Source organism: Nitrospirota bacterium (genome assembly GCA_023229435.1).
In the GTDB taxonomy this organism is placed as follows: domain Bacteria; phylum Nitrospirota; class UBA9217; order UBA9217; family UBA9217; genus JALNZF01.
In genome coordinates, this window is record JALNZF010000016.1 from 1 (window position 1) to 21054 (window position 21054).

16 protein-coding genes are annotated in these 21054 nt (G+C 57.1%); 11 read left to right on the top strand and 5 right to left on the bottom strand.

What is annotated here, in order from left to right; genetic code table 11:
- Nucleotides 1-331 precede the first annotated feature (331 nt).
- The 3 genes from ettA (at nt 332) to M0R70_10980 (ending at nt 3190) form a co-directional block, all read left to right on the top strand.
- Nucleotides 332-2014 (top strand): energy-dependent translational throttle protein EttA, encoded by a 1683-nt coding sequence (gene ettA, locus M0R70_10970; GenBank protein MCK9419888.1) that lies wholly within the window; start codon nt 332-334, stop codon nt 2012-2014.
- A gap of 245 nt (nt 2015-2259) precedes the next feature.
- Nucleotides 2260-2577 (top strand): pyrimidine/purine nucleoside phosphorylase, encoded by a 318-nt coding sequence (locus M0R70_10975; protein MCK9419889.1) that lies wholly within the window; start codon nt 2260-2262, stop codon nt 2575-2577.
- 70 nt (nt 2578-2647) lie between these two features.
- Complete coding sequence (locus M0R70_10980; GenBank protein MCK9419890.1) at nt 2648-3190, top strand: tetratricopeptide repeat protein; 543 nt, start codon at nt 2648-2650, stop codon at nt 3188-3190.
- A gap of 44 nt (nt 3191-3234) precedes the next feature.
- Here the strand turns inward: M0R70_10980 and M0R70_10985 are convergent, their stop codons facing one another.
- From M0R70_10985 to M0R70_11005, 5 genes are all read right to left on the bottom strand, one after another.
- A complete protein-coding gene (locus M0R70_10985) occupies nt 3235-5145 on the bottom strand; it encodes a sulfatase-like hydrolase/transferase (protein ID MCK9419891.1) in 1911 nt (636 codons plus the stop codon).
- Between the two features lie 279 nt (nt 5146-5424).
- Nucleotides 5425-7290, bottom strand: a complete 1866-nt coding sequence (locus M0R70_10990) for an ATP-binding cassette domain-containing protein (GenBank protein MCK9419892.1) — start codon at nt 7288-7290, stop codon at nt 5425-5427.
- Between the two features lie 195 nt (nt 7291-7485).
- Nucleotides 7486-8103 (bottom strand): DUF1566 domain-containing protein, encoded by a 618-nt coding sequence (locus M0R70_10995; GenBank protein ID MCK9419893.1) that lies wholly within the window; start codon nt 8101-8103, stop codon nt 7486-7488.
- A gap of 54 nt (nt 8104-8157) precedes the next feature.
- Entirely contained in the window at nt 8158-9324 is a 1167-nt protein-coding gene (locus M0R70_11000) for a class I SAM-dependent RNA methyltransferase (GenBank protein MCK9419894.1), read from the bottom strand.
- Between the two features lie 122 nt (nt 9325-9446).
- Nucleotides 9447-9851 carry a hypothetical protein gene (locus M0R70_11005; GenBank protein ID MCK9419895.1) on the bottom strand — a complete coding sequence of 135 codons (405 nt, stop codon included), beginning with the start codon at nt 9849-9851 and terminating at the stop codon, nt 9447-9449.
- 571 nt (nt 9852-10422) lie between these two features.
- Between M0R70_11005 and M0R70_11010 the strand changes: the two genes are divergently transcribed.
- The 8 genes from M0R70_11010 to M0R70_11045 all read left to right on the top strand — a co-directional run bounded on the left by M0R70_11010 (nt 10423) and on the right by M0R70_11045 (nt 20941).
- The gene (locus M0R70_11010; GenBank protein MCK9419896.1) at nt 10423-10908 is read left to right on the top strand and encodes an RDD family protein; all 486 of its coding nucleotides are present in this window, start codon (nt 10423-10425) and stop codon (nt 10906-10908) included.
- Between the two features lie 213 nt (nt 10909-11121).
- The gene (locus M0R70_11015) at nt 11122-12147 is read left to right on the top strand and encodes a rod shape-determining protein (protein MCK9419897.1); all 1026 of its coding nucleotides are present in this window, start codon (nt 11122-11124) and stop codon (nt 12145-12147) included.
- Between the two features lie 195 nt (nt 12148-12342).
- Nucleotides 12343-13149, top strand: a complete 807-nt coding sequence (gene mreC, locus M0R70_11020) for a rod shape-determining protein MreC (protein MCK9419898.1) — start codon at nt 12343-12345, stop codon at nt 13147-13149.
- Nucleotides 13146-13658 carry a rod shape-determining protein MreD gene (mreD, locus tag M0R70_11025; protein ID MCK9419899.1) on the top strand — a complete coding sequence of 171 codons (513 nt, stop codon included), beginning with the start codon at nt 13146-13148 and terminating at the stop codon, nt 13656-13658. Before mreC ends, mreD begins: the two co-directional genes overlap by 4 nt.
- Nucleotides 13659-15473: a penicillin-binding protein 2 gene (gene mrdA / locus M0R70_11030; GenBank protein ID MCK9419900.1), complete on the top strand. Its 1815-nt coding sequence runs from the start codon at nt 13659-13661 to the stop codon at nt 15471-15473.
- A complete protein-coding gene (gene rodA / locus M0R70_11035; protein ID MCK9419901.1) occupies nt 15448-16578 on the top strand; it encodes a rod shape-determining protein RodA in 1131 nt (376 codons plus the stop codon). Before mrdA ends, rodA begins: the two co-directional genes overlap by 26 nt.
- 108 nt (nt 16579-16686) lie before the next feature.
- A complete protein-coding gene (locus M0R70_11040; GenBank protein ID MCK9419902.1) occupies nt 16687-19176 on the top strand; it encodes a TIGR03960 family B12-binding radical SAM protein in 2490 nt (829 codons plus the stop codon).
- A gap of 259 nt (nt 19177-19435) precedes the next feature.
- Nucleotides 19436-20941, top strand: a complete 1506-nt coding sequence (locus tag M0R70_11045; GenBank protein ID MCK9419903.1) for an Rne/Rng family ribonuclease — start codon at nt 19436-19438, stop codon at nt 20939-20941.
- Nucleotides 20942-21054: the final 113 nt, after the last annotated feature.

Below are 21054 nucleotides of genomic sequence, written 5' to 3' on the forward strand. Positions count from 1 at the left end.
TTGACGAGAAGGCGCTGGAGATAGGGTATGGTTGAGATACAGTGACACTCTCGGAGGAAACGGAGAGAAACGGGGAACACAAACATCAACCTGTAGCCACTACGCCAGTGCTTTACTCTACAGTTATAGGCAGACTACATACAGAAATAGCAAATGGAAACTTTATGTAGTGCGATTTAGTTGCAGGTGAACTCAGCAACAAGATATTCTTGTAAAAACCACTCCCTCATTGCTACTCGCCCGTCGCCACCCTTCCTTTTTTGTATTGACACACACCCATAAGAAAGTGTAAAAAGAGCCTACTATTTTCACGGAAGGAACGAAAACGCCTATGGCAGCTGAACCGAACAAGATCATCTACTCCATGGTGGGGGTAGGCAAATTCTACGACAAGAAGCCGGTACTGAAGGACATCTATCTCTCGTACTTCTACGGCGCCAAGATCGGTGTGCTGGGCCTGAACGGGTCGGGCAAGAGCTCGCTCCTCCGGATCATGGCGGGTACGGACAAGGAATATGTCGGCGAGGCAGTGCTCTCTCCGGGCTACACCGTCGGTTTTCTTGAGCAGGAGCCGAAGCTCGATCCCGCGAAGACCGTGCGCCAGGTTGTTGAGGAGGGCGTGCAGGACACCGTAAACCTGCTGAGCGAGTACAACAAGATCAACGAGAGTTTCGCCGATCCCATGTCCGATGACGAGATGAACAAGCTCATCGAACGCCAGGGCAAGGTGCAGGAAAAGCTCGACCATCTGAATGCCTGGGAACTGGACAGCAGGCTCGAGATGGCCATGGACGCCCTGCGCTGCCCCGCCGGCGATACGGTGGTGAAGGTGCTCTCCGGCGGCGAGAAGCGGCGCGTGGCGCTCTGCAGGCTGCTGCTCCAGAAGCCGGACATCCTTCTTCTCGACGAGCCCACGAACCATCTCGATGCCGAGTCCGTTGCCTGGCTCGAGCACCATCTCCAGAAATACGAGGGCACGGTCATCGCCGTGACCCACGACCGCTACTTCCTCGATAACGTCGCCGGCTGGATCCTCGAACTCGACCGCGGCCAGGGCATCCCATGGAAGGGGAACTACTCTTCCTGGCTTGAACAGAAGGGCAACCGGCTGAAGCTCGAAGAGAAGTCCGAGAGCGAACGCCAGAAGACGCTCCAGCGCGAGCTCGAGTGGATCAGGATGTCGCCCAAGGGCCGGCACGCAAAATCAAAGGCGCGCATCACTTCCTACGAAGAGCTGCTTCGCCAGCAGACGGAGGCGCGCGGCAAGGAACTGGAGATCTACATACCGCCGGGACCGCGGCTCGGCAAGGTGGTGATCGAGGCCGACAACGTGACCAAGGCCTACGGCGACAACATCCTCGTCGAGGGCATGAGCTTCATGCTCCCGCCGGGCGGCATCGTGGGAGTGATCGGGCCGAACGGCGCGGGCAAGACCACGCTGTTCCGCATGATCACGGGCCAGGACAAACCGGACACCGGCACGATCAGGGTCGGCGAGACCGTGAAGCTCGGGTATGTGGACCAGAGCCGCGACGTGCTCGACCCGAACAAAACCATCTGGGAGGTGATCACCGGCGGTCAGGAGCAGGTCCAGCTCGGCAAGCTTTTGATGAACTCCCGCGCGTATGTGTCGCGCTTCAACTTCGGGGGCACGGACCAGCAGAAGAAGGTCGGCGTGCTCTCGGGCGGGGAGCGGAATCGCGTTCATTTGGCGCGAGTCCTGAAGGAAGAAGCGAACGTGCTGCTGCTCGACGAGCCCACGAATGACATTGACGTGAACACCATGCGGGCGCTCGAAGAGGGGCTCGAGAACTTCGCGGGCTGCGCCGTGGTGATCAGCCACGATCGCTGGTTCCTCGACAGGATCGCGACGCACATGCTTGCCTTTGAGGGCGAGAGCAAGGTGGTATTCTTTGACGGGAACTATTCGGAGTATGAGGAAGACCGGAAAAAACGGCTCGGCGCGGACGCGGACCAGCCCCACCGGATCAAGTACCGGCATTTGACGAGGTGAGACGAGTGCGGAATGCGGAGTGCGGAATAAAAAGCTGTTGGTATCTACTCCGGAAAATCTATTAGCCGCGAATGGCCTAAAAAATGAACCGGCCACTTAGAGAAGCACGCAAGGACCGCAGAGAGAATTAAAACCGAAATACATGGTTTCATGTTTCTTCTTTGAGTTCTTTGCGATCTTTTGCGGCCAATCTGAGTAGTTACGGCTGTTGAAAATATTGTATTGGCTCTTTGAGGGAGGATCTCATGTCTGAATTCAGGAACGTTACCGTAATTAAAAAGGCGAACATCTATTTCGACGGCAAGGTGACCAGCAGGACCGTGATCTTTCCCGACGGCTCGAAGAAGACCCTCGGCGTGATGCTGCCCGGCGTGTACGAGTTTAACACGACCGACAAGGAGATCATGGAGATCATATCCGGCGATCTTGAGGTGCTCCTGCCGGGGGAGAAGGACTGGATGCCGGTCAAGGACGGCGGGTCCTTTGCCGTGGCCGTCAACTCCAAGTTCACGATGAAAGTAAAAAGGCTGAGCGATTACTGCTGTTCGTTCGTCAAGAAATAAATTCAGAAGGCGAAACCGACTAAACGATAAGCTTCAGTCTTTCGCCTGTCATCGCTATCAAGGAGGAACCATGAACAAGATCATTGTCGTCGCGGTTGTGTCGTTCATAATGCTGGTGACCATCGGGTGCCGGCAGCAGGAGCAGAAGCAGAAGCAGCAGCAGCAGCAGGTAACGTATACGCCCGCGGCACCACCAGTGCAGTTTCAGGTCGACCGGCTGGAGCAGGCGGCAAAGATGGCGCCGAAGAACGCGCAGGTCTGGATCGATCTCGGCAATGCCTTGATGGATGCGCAACGCTTCAGCGAGGCAATCGACGCTTACGAAAAGGCGCTCGCTCTTGAGCCGAAGAATGTGCCCGTACTGGTAGACCAGGGGACCTGCTATCGCGGGGTCCGTAAGTTCGACAAGGCGGTTGAGCAGTACCGGAAGGCGCTCAAGATCGAACCCAACTTTCCGAACGGACACCGCAATCTCGGCGTGGTGCTGGCGTATGACCTGAACAAGAAGCCCGAGGCCGTAAAAGAGTTCAATCGGTATCTTGAATTAGCGCCGAATGCACCCGATGCGGCCGAGATAAGGCAGACAGTCCGGGAATTGACTTCAGGAAAATAGGATGGAACAAACAGGTTCTTTTCTTGAATGCGCAGGGGCGACCCTTAAAGCTTTTCTCCCCGCCTCACCCGCCACCATCCGATGCCGTACACACGGTCAAACGTAGCTTTCAACACACTCATGTCCGGCAGATTATCAGGCAGTGGTTTGCCCGGGAGCGGATAGAACTGCGGAGCCCCGGACAGATCGAGGATGAAGTCCTTCCCGATCACCCGGAACCAGCCGATGCCCAAGAATTCCTTTCTCGGGGCGAGCAGGTCTTGTCCGACTGAATAGTAGGTGAACCCTTTTGGGGCGGTGAGCTCGACGAGCGTGGGTCCGATGTCGATATGAGAGCCCGCAGCGCCCCGCGGGAGCGCGATCCCGTTCAGCGCGTCCCTGCCATAGAGGATGAGCGACACTCCCGAACGTTCGAAGAAGTCCGGGTTTGCGTTGATGAACTTGCGGCCGAAATGGTCGCCGGTGAAGGCGAAGAGCGGGCGCTTAAGTTTGCTTTCAGCCTTCTTCACGAATTCGCCGAGGCATTTGTCCGAGTACCACAAATGGCCGAGCATCTTGAGGCTCGTGGTGTTGTCGAACAGGGGAGCGATATCGGTCGGCACCTGTTTCAAGGGAAAGCCCTTGCTCTCCACATCCACGTTATAGGGCGGGTGGTAGCTCGTTGTCATGATGATGTTGAGGCTCGGTCGGCTGTCATCCACCGTGTTCACGACAAAGTCGAGCAGATATTCATCATCCACTCCCCATTCATGGGTTGCCGCGCCCAGGCTCATATGCGGCGCTCCGTAGATCTCCTCCACACCCTGGTCTTTGGCGAAATCCCCGAACCGCTGCCAGCTCAAATACCCTCCATAGAACAGCCTCGTGCGGTAACCGAGACGCTTGAACGTCTCGAACAGCGAAGACGGATAGGGCTTGCGGGCCGTGAACTGATAATTGATCTCAACGTGAGAATAGGGGATGCTCGTCATGATCGCGGTGAGCGACTGCATGGTCCCGTCCGAGGCAGGCACGAAGTTCTCGATGGAGATTCCGTTCTTCGCGAGACGGGAGAGATTATCCGTCAGGCCGAGGGACGCGTACTTCTTGATGAACGGCCAGGCATCGTAGCTTTCCATCACGACCAGAAAGATATGGCGCGGCGGCACGGACTTCGGCCCCTTCGCGTGCTTTTCCAGATATGCATCGAGGTCATTGAAAGACCGATGATCATTGAACAGCTCCTGCGCCGCCGCCCGCACATCGCGGTCCGGCAAAAATGTTTCCAGTCCTGCCAGGCCGGTCTGAAGAACATGGTCCTGAACAGCAAAAAGCAGCGAAAAATAAGGGTTCACCACCGCTTTGTTCAGGAAGGCGTCCCTGGTGCTGCCCGCGTCCTTGCGCTGCGCAGGCCTGCGGCCGATGGAGCCGCGCGCCGCTACGAAGAGCAACGACAGGATGATCAGGGAGATCGCGATGCGGGATACCAGTGAATAACGCCAGGTTGCGAGCGCGTCCGGTGAAACAGATCTCCTTTTCAGGAAGTATTTTTTTACCAGGAGCGCTATGGCCGAGATGCTGCCGAGAACCATCAGAACGGGGATGGGATGGTAATCAGCCCAGATCGTCTGCATGATGGCCCCGGTGTCGTCATAGTACAGGTTGAAAATAAAGTAATTGAACTGCTCGTTGTATTCTTTGAAATAGACGAAGGTGAAGACCCAGGCGATGGATGTCAGGAGAATAAACAGGAAGCCGAACGCTGCGCGGATACGGTCTGCCATGCGGTCGAAATTCGCGAAGCCCGTAACAATGCCCGCCAGGAGCGGGACCAGGATCCACCAGGTGGAGACCATGGAGTCGTAGCGGAGTCCGTTCAGCGCGGTCATCAGAACATCGGAGATGCCGGTGACGGTTTCGATCTTGCTCCGGAAATAGAGGATGAACGAGATGCGGAAGAAAGACAGGTAAAGCATGAAGAAAAGCCATTGCTTTACGTCTTGCCGGAATTGGAGGAGAAAGCGGTTAAAGCCTTTCATCGTGGTATCACCATGAATGAAGAAACCTTTGACAGGATTACGGGATGAACAGGATTAAAGCCTTGAGCTCAGGCTTGTCTCACACAAAGCCACGAAGCCACAAAGAGAGGCTGCGGATCTTGTGTTTAAACCAAGTTAATCTTTTTGAACTTCTTCGTGTCTTTGTGCCTTCGTGTGAGAATATGATTTTAAGTTCCTGAGTAGTGACAAGATTTTTTAAGATATCTGCGCCAGCTCGTTCAGCTGCTGGTCGAACTCTTTCGCTTTTTCGTCGTGTTCGGTGGTGATGGTCTGGAGTTCCGCGAAGCGCGCATCGATCCGCGCCTTGTTGTCGCGGAGTGATTGCGACAACCGCTTGATGGACAGGGCCTCGCCCTTGACCGATACTGCAAGAAGTTTTTGCGTGTCCTGCTCCGCATCAAATTCGAGCTTCGTGATCTCTTCTTCGAGCGCGGAGATCTTTTTTTTGAGCGCGCTCAGGCTTCGTGATTTATCCGTGAGGATGGCGGCGCGGATCTTTTTTGAATCTTTTCTGTTGCTGTTCCTATCAACGTCCTGCTTTTTCCCCTTCTTGATGCGCACCCCGCCTTCGTCGCTCCAGCCCACGCGCTCGAGGAAGTCGAAATACGTTCCTTCGAAGACCGATACGGTATCATTATCGTAGATGATCAGCTTGGTGGCCACGGCCTCCAGAATCAGCTCGCTGTGGGTCACGATCACGACGGCGCCGTCAAAGACCTCGATGGCCTCGATCAGCGAGTCAATGGATTCCATGTCCAGGTGGTTCGTGGGTTCGTCGAGGAGCAGGAGGTTGGCCGGCGAGACAAGCAGTTTACCGAGCAGTACGCGGCTCCGCTCCCCGCCCGACAGAACGCTCACTTTCTTGAGCGCATTATCTCCCTCGAACATCATGAGACCGCAGATCGCGCGGGACTCGCCCTGGGCATAGTCCGGATGCGCGTCCATGATCTCCTGCAGGGCTGTCTTGTCGGGGCGCAGGCGGTCGATATTGGTCTGTCCGAAGTAGGCGATCTTGGTATTGGGGTGCAGCTTGATCTCTCCGCCCGTGAGAGACATTTCCCGCGCCAGCAGGTTCAGCAGCGTGGTCTTGCCCTTGCCGTTCTTTCCGATCACGGCAATGCGGTCCTTCTTGCCCACGGCAAAGGAGAGTCCGTCGATCAGCATCGGGCCGTCCTGGTCGAACCCAAAGGACAGATCGTCCACGGTCATCAGCCATTTCGCTTCAAAAGGCGCGGACCGGAACTTGAAGTCGAGGTTTTTGATCTCGTCGAGCTTGCCGAGCGTCTCGTGCCGTGCGAGCGCCTTGACGCGCGACTGGACCGCGCTGGCCTTGGTTGCCTGCGCGCGGAACCGGTTAATGAACTGCTCAACCTCTTTGCGTTTCTTTTCGTCATTCTGGCGCGTCTTCTCGTAAATTTCCTCTTCCATCAGGATCTGGTCGTAGAGCTTCTGAGTGCCGCCCGCGACCTTCCGCATCTTGCAGCGGTGGATGATCATGGTATGGGTGGTGACGCTGTCCATGAAGTCGCGGTCGTGGGTGATGATGATGAGCTCGTTCCTCCACGCGCGAAGGAACTGCGTGATCCAGCGGACCGAGACGATGTCGAGATAGTTCGTGGGCTCATCGAGAAGCAGGAGGTTCGGCCCCGACACCAGTACTTTTGCGAGGTTCAACCGCACCTGGTATCCGCCGGACAACGAGGAGGGCGGCCGGTCGAAGTCATCGTTGTCGAACCCGAGTCCATGCAGGATGGCTTCCGCCTTGTACGATTCATCAATGTGGTCATCATTCTTCGGAAGTGCCAGGCAGGCTTCCTGGAGCACGGTGTCTTCGGTGAAATGGATGTGCTGGGACAAATGGCCGATGGTGTATCCCGACGGCGTTGTGATCGTGCCGGAGTCCTGATGCTCTTCCCCGAGGATCATGCGGAAGAGCGTGGATTTGCCGTGGCCGTTCCTGCCTACGAGCCCGACGCGTTCGCGCGGGTTGACCGTGAAGCTGACGCCGTCGAAGAGCAGTTGTTTGCCGTAGGATTTTTCCAGGTTCGTGATCTGCAGCATGTGTTTTCCTTGCTGATTGATAAATAAAATAATAAGTTGCTAAAACAGCTTAGCATAATAACGCGGGAGCGCAGATATGGCAAATGATATTTTCTTCGGGGCAGGATTATGAATCAGGAAAAAGGGGATATATCCGTTGCAGCGGTGAACCCGCATCTTCGTAAAAAGATATCTCGGCACGGTATTCGTCGAGGGCTACTTTCCGGAGCGCACGGGCCACACATAGAAGTAGTAGTACATCATATCTTCCATGTTCATACCGCTGTCGTACATGGAGTGGTTCCCTACGGTCATAAGCGCGGCATAGGGATACGCATTAGGTTCCCAGTAGCTGTCCGCCTGCACATTGCTGAAGCCCTGTGCAGGATCGTTTAACCAAGAGGCGGATTTTGCCATACCGTCGTTTATAAGGCTTGTCAATTCCTTTCTGCTTGGTATCCGCCAATCGGTCTTGCCGTCCCCGCAGTTGGGATATTTCCCCGCATTTATTCCGGCGACAAAGGCGAGGACGTGCCGCCAGGTAACAGCGCCGTCTCCTGTCTTGCCGTCTTTGTCGAACGACGCGTAGTTTGTCTTGATGCAATTGGCGTCCCTGAGCCACATCAGTCCTGTCTGCTGGTCCACAACCACGCTGCCGGTGATGGGCGATGTGCCGTCGGGATTGGTGAACCTTTGGTTCGGCCGAACTTCGTCGTTCCGCGAGATTCCATCATTACCAGCGCTCTTGCCTGTACTCTGACCGGTCCTGGGCAGGTCCGCTTGTTCAGCATAGACGGGACCCGACATGATAATCGCTGTTACGATTACAGCCATATAATAGATCCTATTTACCACGGTTTCCTCTCGGACTGGGGGTGCGTTTCAGGTTCATGATGTTTTCGGTTTTTTGATCTTCCTCGTTCCCTCATACAGCTCATACTCAAGCAGCCGGCACTCGATCCCGCTGTTAAAGAATTGAAAGGTCCTCGTCGGCTTCAAACTCACCTTTTTGGCGAGACCCGGATTGCCCGTGAACACATAGCCGGTAAATCCCCTGCATTTCTGCTTATAATAATCTCCGATGTCCTTGTACGTGGTTTCGAGTTTCTGGACCTCACCCATCCGTTCACCGTACTCGGGATTCATCACCATGACACCGCCGTTTTCGGGCAGGGGTGTGTCGGAAAAATTGCAGACGCTGAACTCGATGATATGCTCAACGCCGGCGGTGGTCGCGTTCTTCTTCGCTGCTTCGATTGCCTGAGGGCTGATGTCCGTGGCGATGATCTTCCCGGGCAGGCTTTTCTTTGATTCCTTCCGCGTCTTCTCGCGCAGCTCGTTCCAGCGGGCTTCGTTGAAGCCCTTGAGGTGCATGAACCCGAAATTTCCCCTGAGGAGCCCCGGCGCGCGGTCCAGACCGATGAGCGCCGCCTCGATCGCGAGCGTGCCGCTGCCGCACATGGGGTTGATGAAGTTCCCCGAGCCGTTCCAGCCCATGGCAAGCACGACAGCGGCGGCAAGCGTCTCCTGCATGGGTGCTCCCAGCGGGATCTTCCGATAGCCGCGACGCGAGAGCGGTTCTCCCGAGGTGTCGAGATACACCGAACACCGGTCTTCCTTCCAGTAGAGATGCACCACGGACCGGTCTCGTTCGGGGCCGGAGTCGGGCCGTTTCCCGCATTTTTCTTTTATGCGGTCGACAATGGCGTCCTTGCATTTCAGGCTCGCGAAGCGGGAGTCCTTGATCGTGGGGTTCTCAACGCTCGAGGTGATGCAGAGATACCCGTCCTCGGGGATGTGCTGCTCCCACGCGATGTCATGCAAGGCATGATACAGCTCGTCGGCGTTCCTGGCAGTGAATTCCTTGAGCACGAAAAGCACGCGGTGGCCCGTGCGAAGTGAAAGATTCAAACGCATGGCGTCGTCGAGGCTGCCCTCGGTCTCAACGCCGGCGATGTTCTCGGACAGCACCGGGAAGTTCCCGACGATCAGTTCCTGCTTCAGAAAAGGGGGTATGCCTTTGGGGCAGGTGATGAGGATTTTGGATTTGAGCATTTCGGGGGATACAGGAAAAAGTATTTACCGCAAAGGTGCAAAGGCGTTGTTATGCCGGTTACTGAAAATAAGGACCGATTTGTTCGACGTCCTCTGCGTCCTCTGCGGTAAAATAACGGGGTTTACTGGTTTGCCGACGCCATCAGGCGCTCTTTGTCCTTGAAGAGCATGTCGCACTTGTTCAGATAGAGCTTCCTGACGATACCTTTGCCAAAGGTGCTATGGAGTACGATATCACCTACCCGGTATTTTCCGGACATGTCGTATGCACGCTCTTTGCCCTTTGTCTCGGACAGGCTGGTTTCCCACAAGGTTTCGGCTGTTTTCACGGCATCTACCTTCTTTTTCACTGTCCGGGGCTTTTTAACATCCGCGGGGTCCTTGAACTTGTGCACACTGCTGCAGGTCTTGCATTTTACCTTGACGATGGTATCGCCGGTCACGGCCACGATCGCATGATCGAGGTTCAACTTGCACTTGGTGCAGTACGAAGCAATGTTCTCCCCCGCTTTAACTTTTTCGAGCATAGTGTTCTCCTTTTCATTGATTGGAATTATCTGCTTGCAGTGAACTGCGGCTTGTTTGTCGAGAGGGATGATCCGAAGGACCTGTCTGAAACAGACATCTTCTCAACAAGTGGATATTATACACCTTTTTGAAATAAAAAGCGCTATCTCTTTTTGAGGACATGCAGGGCTAAATCATAGCGCATGACAACACCATGAAGGATAAGCAAAAAATCCATGGTTCCGCATGAGCCGCCACCCTACCGCCATTCCGGACGTGCAAGCCTGCCCCATACTTGACACGCGGGAATCCAGCGTTTTGTTTTATCTGGATTCCCGTGAGACAAACGCATCCCCACCCCTGCACCTTCCCTTCAGGGGAAGGGAAACAGGGGATGGGTGTACATTCGGGCATGACGTTACCATAACGGGCGACGTTGACGGGACCGTGGGGGCCAGGCGCATCATCGTTCATCGAATGGGTGGCGCGCAGGGCCCTGTTTTAACCCTCTCTTGAGGACCCGGGCTTTTTTAGTCTTGAAATACATTTTTTATTCTGATAGTATGAGTATGAGCACGTTCAGGAGGCTCATTGCAAAGGGCAGACCTTACAACCAGGGCAGTCGCAGGACTTGTCGATCTACTGCTTATCATCGGCCTGGCAAGACTGCCGGATGTCATCGGTTTTTTGTCCGCGGCAGGATATATCCTCATTCGCGATGGGCTGTTTGATCGCCGCAGCATCGGGAAAAAGCTCATCGGGCTTCGGGTGCTTTCATTGGAGGATTCCGGGCCCTCGGCTACCTACCGGGATTCGATCATCAGGAATGTCCCGATCGTTCTGGCCTATTTCCTCTTTTTAATACCCTACGCGGGCTGGATACTCTGCCCGCTCGCTCTCGGCATGGAAGGCCTTATCGCCCTCGGTGACAGGGGGGGGATGCGGATAGGCGACATGCTGGCAAGGACGCAGGTCGTTCCGGAGGCGCTGGTCCAGGGAGAGAAAAAGCCCGCGCCGGAACAGCGGCCCGAAGCCTCTCCAACTGGCACGAACGGTCCTCTCGACACGCAGCAATAAGTGTTCCCGTTAGGGAAACAAAATTCAGCCACGAAGGACCTCGACGGGTTCAGTCGAGCCGCTCCAAGACTCAAAGAGAACGCGAAGAATTAAGAACTCAGTAAACCACAAACCTCTGCATATCACCTCCACGGCGTGACCCGTGGTTGTCATTCGGTTGCTGCGGTTAGCCCGGTCCTGGATTTTTTTCATCGAAAGGAGTTTCTGAAAACAATGTTTATCAACACTATCATGGGTTGGTTTTCGAACGACATGGCGATCGATCTGGGCACGGCCAACACCCTGGTCTACGTGAAAGGGAAGGGCATCGTCTGCAATGAGCCGTCTGTCGTCGCCATTTCCGTAAAATCCGGGAAGGTGCTCGCCGTGGGTGTGGAGGCCAAACGGATGCTCGGCCGCACGCCCGGCGACATCAAGACGATCCGGCCGATCAAGGACGGCGTCATCTCCGATTTCGACATCACCGGCGAGATGCTGAAGTACTTTATCCGCAAGGTGCACAACCGCAAATCGTTCATGCGGCCCCGCATCGTCATCGGCGTTCCCTCGGGGATCACGCAAGTGGAGCAGCGGGCGGTCAAGGACGCGGCCATCACCTCGGGCGGACGGGACGTCTTCCTCATCGAGGAGCCTGTGGCCGCGGCCATCGGGACGGGGCTGCCCATCTCGGAGCCCTCGGGCAACATGATCGTCGATATCGGCGGCGGAACCACGGACATCGCCGTCATCTCCATGGACGGCGTGGTCTACAGCAAGGCAATCCGCGTGGGCGGCGACAAGATGGATGAGGCGATCATCAACTACATCAAGCGCAAATACAACCTCCTGATCGGCGAGATGATGGCCGAGTCGATCAAGCTCGAAATCGGTTCGGCGTACAAGACGGACAACGAACGGCATACGATGGAGATCAAGGGCCGCGACCTGGTCTCCGGCATCCCCAAGACGCTCGTCCTCGATGACGACGAAGTGCGCGAATCGCTTTCGGAAACGGTCAGCCAGATCCTGAACGGCATCAAGCTGGCGCTCGAGAACACGCCGCCGGAGCTCTCGGCCGATATCGTGGACAAGGGCATCGTGCTGGCAGGCGGAGGCGCGCTGCTGAAAGGTCTCGACGTGTTTCTGCGCGAGGAGACCTCGCTGCCCATTATCATCGCCGAAAACCCGCTGACCTGCGTGGCGCTCGGGGCCGGCATGGTCCTCGATGATGAGGATATCCTGAAAAAGGTCATGATGTAATCCCCATGAGAGTCCGTATTTAACCGTCCTCTTTCGTCATGCCGGACTTGATCCGGCATCCAGAGTCTACTGAAAAGACTGGATTCCTGCCGCAGCCTGCACCAGCATGATTGAGGCAGGGGCAGGAATGACGGTCTCAAGTGAAACGGCAATTTAAAAATACAGATTCTATGTAGTGGAAAGTAGCTGAAGCGGATGCCCGGGTATATTGCAAAACACAAAAAATTTCTGTCCATTCTTTCCCTCTTTATCCTCCTCTTCTGGCTGGTCACACTCCAGGTAAAGAACGGGCGGTTCACGTTCATGGAAAGGCCGGTACTGGCCATCTCGGGTTTTATCGAACGGATCATACGCTGGCCCTTTAACACCGTGGTGTCCATCGGAAAGGGGTATGTTCTTCTCGTCGGCACCCAGCAGGAGAACCAGCGGCTCCGGACCGAGAATGAACGTCTGCTGCTCGAGAGCGCGGTCATGAACGAGCTGCAGCTCGAGAATGAACGGCTGCGGGATGCGCTGGATTTTAAACGGCTCTATCCGCCGACGGACGTCATGGCCCAGGTGATCGGCAAGGAGTCTTCACCGGCTTCCAGCACCGTTACCCTGAACAAGGGTGCCGACCACGGCATCCGGAAAGATATGGCCGTGATCACCGCGCACGGGGTGGTTGGGAAGGTCCATGCCGTGCTTCCCGGCACGTCGAAGGTCCTTCTCCTCACCGACCCCGGCTGCACGCTCGCTGTCCGAGTCATGCGGAACCGCGAAGAAGGGCTGCTCGAGGGCAAGCTTGTCAATTGCGCTCTCAAATACGTCTCGTACTACGCCGATATCCAGACAGGCGATCTGCTCATCACGTCGGGTCTCGACGGCATCTATCCCAAAGGTCTTGCCGTGGCAAGGGTAATCAGCGTATCGAAACATGAGGCCAATGCATTCCAGACCGTGCTGGCGAAACCCGCGGTCAGCTTCTCCCGCCTGGAAGAGGCGCTGGTGCTCCTGAAATGAAACCCCTCGTATATTTCACCATCCTGCTTTTGATCATTCCTGTGCAGGCAAGCCTGCTCGCCCCCCTGTCGCTCGGCGGGATCAAGCCGGACCTTGCCCTGGTCCTGCTCTATATCATCGGGCTGCTGACCGGACCTTCGGAGGCCGCCCTTGCGGGCATGGCCATCGGGCTGGCCCAGGATATCGGTTCCGCAAGTTTCATCGGGTTTTCCGGATTGACGAGGGGACTGATCGGTTTTTCCGCGGGACTGCTCGGCAGGAGAGTGCTCGATCTTACCAGCCGGTCGAACAGCATCTTCGTGGCCGCTTTCAGCCTGCTGGAAGGGATCTTTATCGCGTTCTTTCTGCAGATGTTCTACGGGTCGGTCCCCTTCTTCAGCCTGCTGGCGGGCCGCATCCTTCCCCAGGCTCTCTACACGGGCCTGTTGGGCGCGGTTGTACTGAAGCTGATAGTCAGAAAGGACGTCATATCGGTGCTGGTGAGACGGGACGTTCAAAAGGAGTTCTAGGTGGATCAGCAGCAGGACAACTTAACCGGCATCCAGCGAAGGCTTCCGTTCCTGGCGGCCTTCATCATCCTTCTTGCCGTGGTCCTCTTTATCCGCCTCTGGTATCTTCAGGCGATCAAGGGAGCGTTTTACCATGAACAGGCGGAGAACAACCGCATACGACCCGTGAAGCTCAGGCCTCCGCGGGGCATCATCTACGACCGCAGCGGCAGGCCGCTCGTCGAGAATGAGCTGGTGTTCGATGTCTCGCTGATCCCGGAAGACACCCTGGACCTTGACGCCACGATCGAGAAGTTGTCGGCAATCGTCAAGATCGCTCCGGATTCCATCAGGAAAGTGCTTGACGACGCGACTGCTGTCAGGACAACGTATGATCCCGTGAAGATCCGGGAAGAGGCGCCCTGGGACGAGGTGGCCAGGGTCGAATCCCATCAGGATGACCTGCCCGGGGCGATCATCGAGCCTGAGCATCGCAGGCATTATCCCTATGCGGGACTGGCTGCTCACCAGCTCGGCTATATCGGCAAGGTATCGCCCTCCCAGCACAAGAAAGAGCAGACGGATCTCGGTATTTTGACGGGCCAGGGGGGGGTGGAAAAGGTCTATGATAAGCTGTTGCGCGGGGTTGCGGGCAGGCGCATGATCCAGGTGAACGCCGCGGGCAGGAAGGTGAAAGACCTCGGTATCGAGGAGCCAAGACCCGGCACGGACATCTACCTCACCATCGACCTCGATGCGCAGAAAGCCGCCGAAGAAGGGCTCGGCAGCCGGGCCGGGGCCGTTGTGGCGATGGACCCGAACACCGGTGAGATCCTCGCGCTCGCAAGCCACCCTGCGTATGACCCGAACATCTTTCCCCCGGGGATCTCGCCAAAGGACTGGGTGAAGCTTATGAACGACCCGAGTCACCCGATGTACAACCGCGCGATCCAGAGCGTGTATCCGCCCGGCTCCACGTTCAAGATCATCGTGGCGCTGGCCGGCCTGGATTCCGGCGTGATCAAGCTTGATGATTCCGTAACGTGCAAGGGGTTCCTCATGGGTGGCAGGCGCGCTTTCCGGTGCTGGAAAAAAGGCGGGCATGGTCCGGTATCGTTCCACCAGGCGCTCGTCGAGTCATGCGATGTCTACTTCTATACCATGGGAGAGCGCATCGGCTGGGACCGCGTAGCCGAGTACGCGCGAAAACTCGGCCTTGGGAGTCTGACCGGCATCCTTTTGCCTGACGAAAAACCGGGGCTTATTCCCACGACAGCGTGGAAGAAGAAACGGACCGGCGAAGCCTGGTATCCGGGAGACACGTTCATCAATTCCATCGGCCAGGGCTTCGTCCTCGTCAGCCCCATCCAGGCCTGCCAGATGATGAGTGCGGTTGCGAACGGCGGTCATTTCTATCGCCCCCTGTTGCTTAAGCGGACCAGGAACCGGGAGACCGGGGAAGTGCACGTGTTTTCTCCGGAACACACAAGCTCGATCACGCTCGATCCCGGTGCGCTCCAGGAAGTGCAGAGTGCGCTGGTCGGCGTGGTCAATGAACCAGGCGGTACCGCTCATGGGGCTGCTACTCCGCTCGCCGTTGTCGCCGGCAAGACAGGCACGGCCCAGGTCATTGCGCAGAAGGTTGCCGGCCGCAAGCTGTCGGCAGAGACGCAGGACCACGCATGGTTCATTGCCTACGCGCCGGTCGTCCGCCCGAAGATCGCCGTGGCCGTGCTCGTGGAACACGGCGGGCACGGTGGCAGCGCCGCGGCTCCCATAGCGAGAAAAGTCATTGAGGAGTACCTGAAAAATGTTGACCCAAAGACGGTTCGATAATCTGCCCTGGGGAATGGTGTTCCTTGTGTTTATTATCGCGCTCATCGGCATTGCGGCGGTGTACAGCGCTACCTACACGTCGAGGGGCCCATCGTCCCTGTTCACCAAACAGATCGCATGGGTTTCCATCGGCCTGCTGGTCATGTTCCTCGCGCTCATCCCCGACTATCACACCGTGGGACGCTATGCCTATGTGCTCTACGCAGTCTCGCTCGTGCTCCTGTTCCTTGTCATGGTCATGGGCAAAGCCGGCATGGGAGCGCAGCGCTGGCTCGCCATAGGTCCTTTCGCGTTCCAGCCCTCGGAGCTCGCAAAACTTTCGCTCGTGCTTGCCCTCGCGCGGTACTTTGCCGAGGACCCGAAACAGGGAGACTATGAGCTCAAGGACCTGGCCATTCCGGCGGTCATGGTCATGGTTCCGCTCATGCTCGTGCTCAAGCAGCCGGACCTGGGGACCGCGCTCATGCTGTTACTGTCGTCGTCCATCATCATTCTGCTCGCCGGCATCCGCCTGCGGTCAGTCGTGGTCGTGCTTCTCATCGGGGCAATGGTCGCGACCCTGGTTTTTGCGGTCTCGCCGGTGCGCCACAAGATCTGGGGTTCGCTGAAGCCATACCAGCAGAACCGGATCAAGGCATTCATCGACCCGAGCTCGGACCCGCTCGGGAGCGGCTACCACGCGAACCAGTCCAAGATCTCCGTGGGTTCGGGCCAGATCACGGGCCGGGGTTACCGCAAAGGCACGCAGAGCCAGATGGCGTTCCTGCCGGAGCGCCATACGGACTTCATCTTTGCCGTGATCTCTGAAGAGACCGGATTGGTCGGCAGCAGCAGCTTGCTTTTCCTGTATGTGCTCCTGCTGCTCAATGGCGTGGACACGGCCAAGAAAGCCAAAGACCGGATCGGCGTGCTCATGGCCGGCGGCATCGTATCCATGCTCTTGTTCTATGTGTTCATCAACATGGGCATGTCCGTAGGCATCGTGCCCGTTGTGGGAGTGCCGCTTCCCCTCGTGAGCTACGGCGGGACCTCCATCATCACGACCTTTCTCTCGCTCGGAATTCTCTTGAATATCCAGGCACGGCGGTTTATGTTGTTCTACTAAATCAGGGTGTAACGTCAGGGTTCAGGGTTCAGAAAAGTCCGGACCTTCGGGACGTTGCCTGCTGTACCCTGAACCCTGTACCCTGGCCCCTGTCGTTTAAGGAGTTCCATGTACGAAGACTTTCTCCCGCTGGTCGCCAAGCCCGCACGGTATATCAACACCGAGATCAATGCAATCCACAAAGACCTGGCCCAGGTCAAGACCAGGATCTGTCTCTTTTTTCCCGACACGTACGAGATCGGCATGTCGCACCTCGGCATCCGGATCCTGTATCACATCCTGAACAACAGGCCGGACACGGCATGCGAGCGGGTCTTCTCGCCCTGGACAGACTATGAGGACCGGCTCCGCGCATCGGGAAGGCCGCTCACCAGCCTGGAGTCCAATCTGCCGCTTGCGGAATTTGACATCATCGGCATCACCCTTCAGTACGAACTCTCCTACTCAAACATCCTGACGGGGCTGGAGCTCGCCAAGATCCCGATACGGTCCGAGGACCGCACTGATAGCCATCCGGTCATCATCGCCGGCGGCCCCTGCGCGGTGAACCCGGAGCCGCTTTCCGATTTTATCGATGTTTTTTTCATCGGCGAGGCAGAGGAGTCCGTGCACGAGATCGTGGCTCTCCGGCAGAAACATCCGGGCAGACAGGAATTTCTCAATGCCATCTCGAAGCTGGAAGGCTTTTACGTACCCTCGCTCGGAAAGGCGATTGTCCGCAGGCGGTATCTCAAGAGCATCGAAACCGCGCCGTATCCGGACAAGCCCCTCGTGCCGCTCATGAAGCCGATCCATGACCGGGTGACCGTCGAGGTTGCGCGCGGCTGCATCCGCGGCTGCCGGTTCTGCCAGGCCGGGATCATCTACCGGCCGTACCGGGAGCGGGGTGCCGAAACCGTGAAAGGCCTGCTCGATGGGTCGCTTTCCTGCACCGGTTATGACGAGCTTTCTCTCGCGTCACTCAGCACAGGCGACTACTCGGAGATTCAGCCGCTGATCATCGAGCTGATGGAACGGTACCGGGACAGCCGCGTTTCGGTCTCGCTCCCGTCGCTCCGCGTGGGCACGCTCACGCCGGAGATGATCAGGGCCATTGCCGGCACGCGCAAGACCGGCTTTACGCTCGCGCCCGAGGCAGGCACCGAGCGCCTGCGCAGGGTCATCAACAAGCCCGTGAGCGATCGCGACCTTCTGGACGCCGCGGAGACCATTTTCAGGAGCGGATGGAATACGATCAAGCTCTACTTCATGATCGGCCTCCCAACCGAGACCGACGAGGATCTTGACGGCATCATCAGGCTCGCGAACGAACTCTTCAGCGTCGGCAAGCGCACGTCGAAGCGCCCGATACAGCTTAATATCAGCGTCTCGACCTTCGTACCCAAGCCGCACACACCCTTCCAGTGGCATGGCCAGGCGTCCATCACCGAGGTTCGGAGAAAGCAGGCCTATCTCGAAAAGGGATTGAAGAGGCGCGGCATCACGCTGAAGGGCCACAACCCCGAGACGAGCCTGCTGGAAGGGACATTCGCGCGCGGCGACCGGAAGCTCGGCAGGGTGATCGAGGAGGCTGTGCGCCTCGGCTGCCGCTTTGACGGATGGACCGAGTGTTTTGATTTCAAGAAGTGGACCGAGGCTTTTCAGAAATGCGGACTCGATGCCCCGACGTATGCCTCGCGGACGTTCGGGTTGGAGGATAAACTGCCCTGGGGTTTTGTCAAGAGCGGCGTGACCAGGGAATTTTTGAAGAGGGAATATCACCGCGCGGTGGAGGAGAAGATCACGGAGAATTGCAGGGTGGTGTGCGAACATTGCGGCATCGGATGCGCGGACGGCGGAACGAATGTGCTCGGAAGGCCGGCGGTGTTGACGACAACGAAACCGATGACGGAAGGGACCGCGTCCGCTGATCGAAAAAAACCCGCAGGAGTACCGGACATGACCAGCCGCGTCAGAATGAAGGTCACCAAGGCCGGACGCATCCGCTTTCTTTCCCATCTCGATTTCATGACCCTGTTCCATCGTGCCGTGGTCCGCGCGCAGGTGCCCGTGGCCTTTTCCCAGGGCTTCAACCCCCATTTGAAGGTCGCGTTCGGCCCGGCGCTTCCGGTGGGCATGGAGAGCGGGACGGAATACCTGGACCTGGAGATCGATCCGTTCGCGGATTTGCTCCAGATCACCAGGAGTCTGAACAGCACCCTGCCGGAGGGCGTCAGGATCCTTGAATCAAAGGTTGTTGCGAAGAAAGCGCCGTCCCTGTCAGGCAGCATCAGCAGATACACGTACGAGGTCGCCGTTGGAGCCCAGCATCGGGATGGGACCTCCGAGCGGGTGAAGGATTTTCTGTCCCGGACATCGGTGATCGTTTCAAAAGAGGGGAAGCAGAAGGACATCCGCCCGTGCATTGAGTCGATCACCGAGGGTCTTGGAAGCCTCGTCTGCACGCTGGTCGATCACGACCAGCTCAAGCCGCGCATGCAGGATGTGATCGAGCGCCTGTTCAACATCGGGAAAGATCAGTCCGTGCTCTTCAGGGTAAAACGCGTCGGAATGTACTGCAAGGAAAAGGACCAGTGGGTAAGCCCGATGTCGTTTTAAGGACCGGTTCAGTTACAGATTGATGATTCGTAATAAGTCGAAATCTTGTTAATTCCGTCATTCCCGCCCCTGCTTGAATCTTGCTGGGGCAGGTTCCAACGGGAATCCAGTCTTTTCATGCAGATGTTTGACCCTGGATACCCGCGTTCGCGGGTATGACGACTTCTTATTTTTGCAACGCTCTCAATTTTCCTCCTTGTATTCAATCCTCACCTATTATAAAATAGGTTTTACAAAGAACCGTCATGAAGGAGACACAATGTCATCTGAGATCATCGTAAACGCGGGCCGTGAGGAGACGCGCGTCGCGCTTCTGGAGAACGGCCTGGTCACGGAAATATACATAGACCGCAAGAAGGACCGCGGCGTCGCAGGCAATGTGTACAAAGGGCGCGTGATGAAGGTCCTCCCGGGCATGCAGGCGTCTTTCGTTGACATCGGGCTGGAGAAAGCCGCCTTTCTCTACGTGGGCGATGTGTTCGACAGCACGTCGGAATATACGCCCCTGATGGAGGACGAGGGTCTTGAGCTCGAGGTCGAGCCCAAGCGGAAACGCTCTCACGCCACCCAGATCGAGGACCTTCTGCAGGAAGGTCAGGATATCCTGGTCCAGGTCTCGAAGGAACCGATCAGCACCAAGGGCGCGCGTGTGACGACCTACATCAGCATCCCCGGCCGCTATCTGGTCATGATGCCGGGCGTCAACCACATCGGCGTCTCTCGCCGGATCGAGGACGTCGAGGAACGGAACCGGCTCCGGGAGATCGTTAGCAGGCACCGGAAGCCGAACACGGGCTACATCATCCGGACCGCAAGCCAGGGCAGAAGCGAGGATGATTTCATTGCCGACGTCGAGTTCCTCTCGCGGCTGTGGGAGACCATCCTGAGGAAAAAGGAGAAGACCTCGGCCCCGGCGCTGATGCACAACGAGCTCGACCTTGTCTTTCGGGTGATCCGCGACGTTTTCACCCGTGACGTGGACAAGCTGGTCATCGACGCCCCCGAGGAATACGATCGGGTGAAAGAGTTCGTGGACTCCTACCTCCCCCAGCTCGGAAGGCGCGTGAAACCCTATGAAGGCGACGACCCAATCTTCGAGCACTACGGCGTGGAGATCGAGATCTCGCGGGCCCTCGGCAGAAAGGTCTGGCTCAAGTCAGGCGGGTACATCATTCTTGACCAGACCGAGGCCCTCACCACGATCGACGTGAACACCGGCAGGTACGTGGGCAAGCGCTCCCTCGAAGACACGATCCTCAAGACCAACCTCGAGGCGGTGCGGGAGATCGCCTACCAGCTCCGGCTCCGGAACATCGGCGGGATCCTCATTCTCGATTTCATCGACATGGAACGCGAGGACAACCGGCGCAAGGTGTACGCGGCCCTCCAGGAGGCGCTCGAGAACGACAAGGCCAAGACGACCATATCGCACATCTCGCCCATCGGGCTGATCGAGATGACGCGCAAGCGCATTCGCGAGAGCCTGGGACGAACGCTGTGCGACACCTGCCCCTACTGCGAAGGACGCGGATACATCAAGTCCAGCCGCACCATCTGCTACGAGGTCTTTCGCGAGCTTCGCAGGGCCTTTGCCGGAGCCGAGGAAAAGAAGGCGCTCGTGACCGTAAACTCCGTGGTCGCCGATATGATGTACGATGAAGAGCGGCAGGGCGTGGAGGAACTGGAAAAGGAATTTCAAAAGAAGATCGTGATCAAAGCCGACCCCAACCTGCACCAGGAACAGTACGAAGTGTTGATGGTGTAGTTCCGAGTGTCCGCTTTTCAGGAATAGCCTTTGTTGCATGACATTTCTCTTGATTTTTTCACCCAGTAATACGATAATGGCCGCCGTTACGCACACATTCTTTTTTAATCCGG

Coding starts and splice junctions, on each gene's coding strand:
- M0R70_11005 (MCK9419895.1), bottom strand. CDS start 9,851: ATGCTCGAAAAAGTTAAAGCGGGGGAGAACATTGCTTCGTACTGCACC.
- M0R70_10990 (MCK9419892.1), bottom strand. CDS start 7,290: ATGCTGCAGATCACGAACCTGGAAAAATCCTACGGCAAACAACTGCTC.
- ettA (MCK9419888.1), top strand. CDS start 332: ATGGCAGCTGAACCGAACAAGATCATCTACTCCATGGTGGGGGTAGGC.
- mreD (MCK9419899.1), top strand. CDS start 13,146: ATGAAACCCCTCGTATATTTCACCATCCTGCTTTTGATCATTCCTGTG.
- M0R70_11040 (MCK9419902.1), top strand. CDS start 16,687: ATGTACGAAGACTTTCTCCCGCTGGTCGCCAAGCCCGCACGGTATATC.
- M0R70_10975 (MCK9419889.1), top strand. CDS start 2,260: ATGTCTGAATTCAGGAACGTTACCGTAATTAAAAAGGCGAACATCTAT.
- M0R70_11045 (MCK9419903.1), top strand. CDS start 19,436: ATGTCATCTGAGATCATCGTAAACGCGGGCCGTGAGGAGACGCGCGTC.
- M0R70_11000 (MCK9419894.1), bottom strand. CDS start 9,324: ATGCTCAAATCCAAAATCCTCATCACCTGCCCCAAAGGCATACCCCCT.
- mreC (MCK9419898.1), top strand. CDS start 12,343: ATGCCCGGGTATATTGCAAAACACAAAAAATTTCTGTCCATTCTTTCC.
- M0R70_10980 (MCK9419890.1), top strand. CDS start 2,648: ATGAACAAGATCATTGTCGTCGCGGTTGTGTCGTTCATAATGCTGGTG.
- rodA (MCK9419901.1), top strand. CDS start 15,448: ATGTTGACCCAAAGACGGTTCGATAATCTGCCCTGGGGAATGGTGTTC.
- M0R70_10995 (MCK9419893.1), bottom strand. CDS start 8,103: ATGGCTGTAATCGTAACAGCGATTATCATGTCGGGTCCCGTCTATGCT.
- M0R70_11015 (MCK9419897.1), top strand. CDS start 11,122: ATGTTTATCAACACTATCATGGGTTGGTTTTCGAACGACATGGCGATC.
- M0R70_10985 (MCK9419891.1), bottom strand. CDS start 5,145: ATGCTTTACCTGTCTTTCTTCCGCATCTCGTTCATCCTCTATTTCCGG.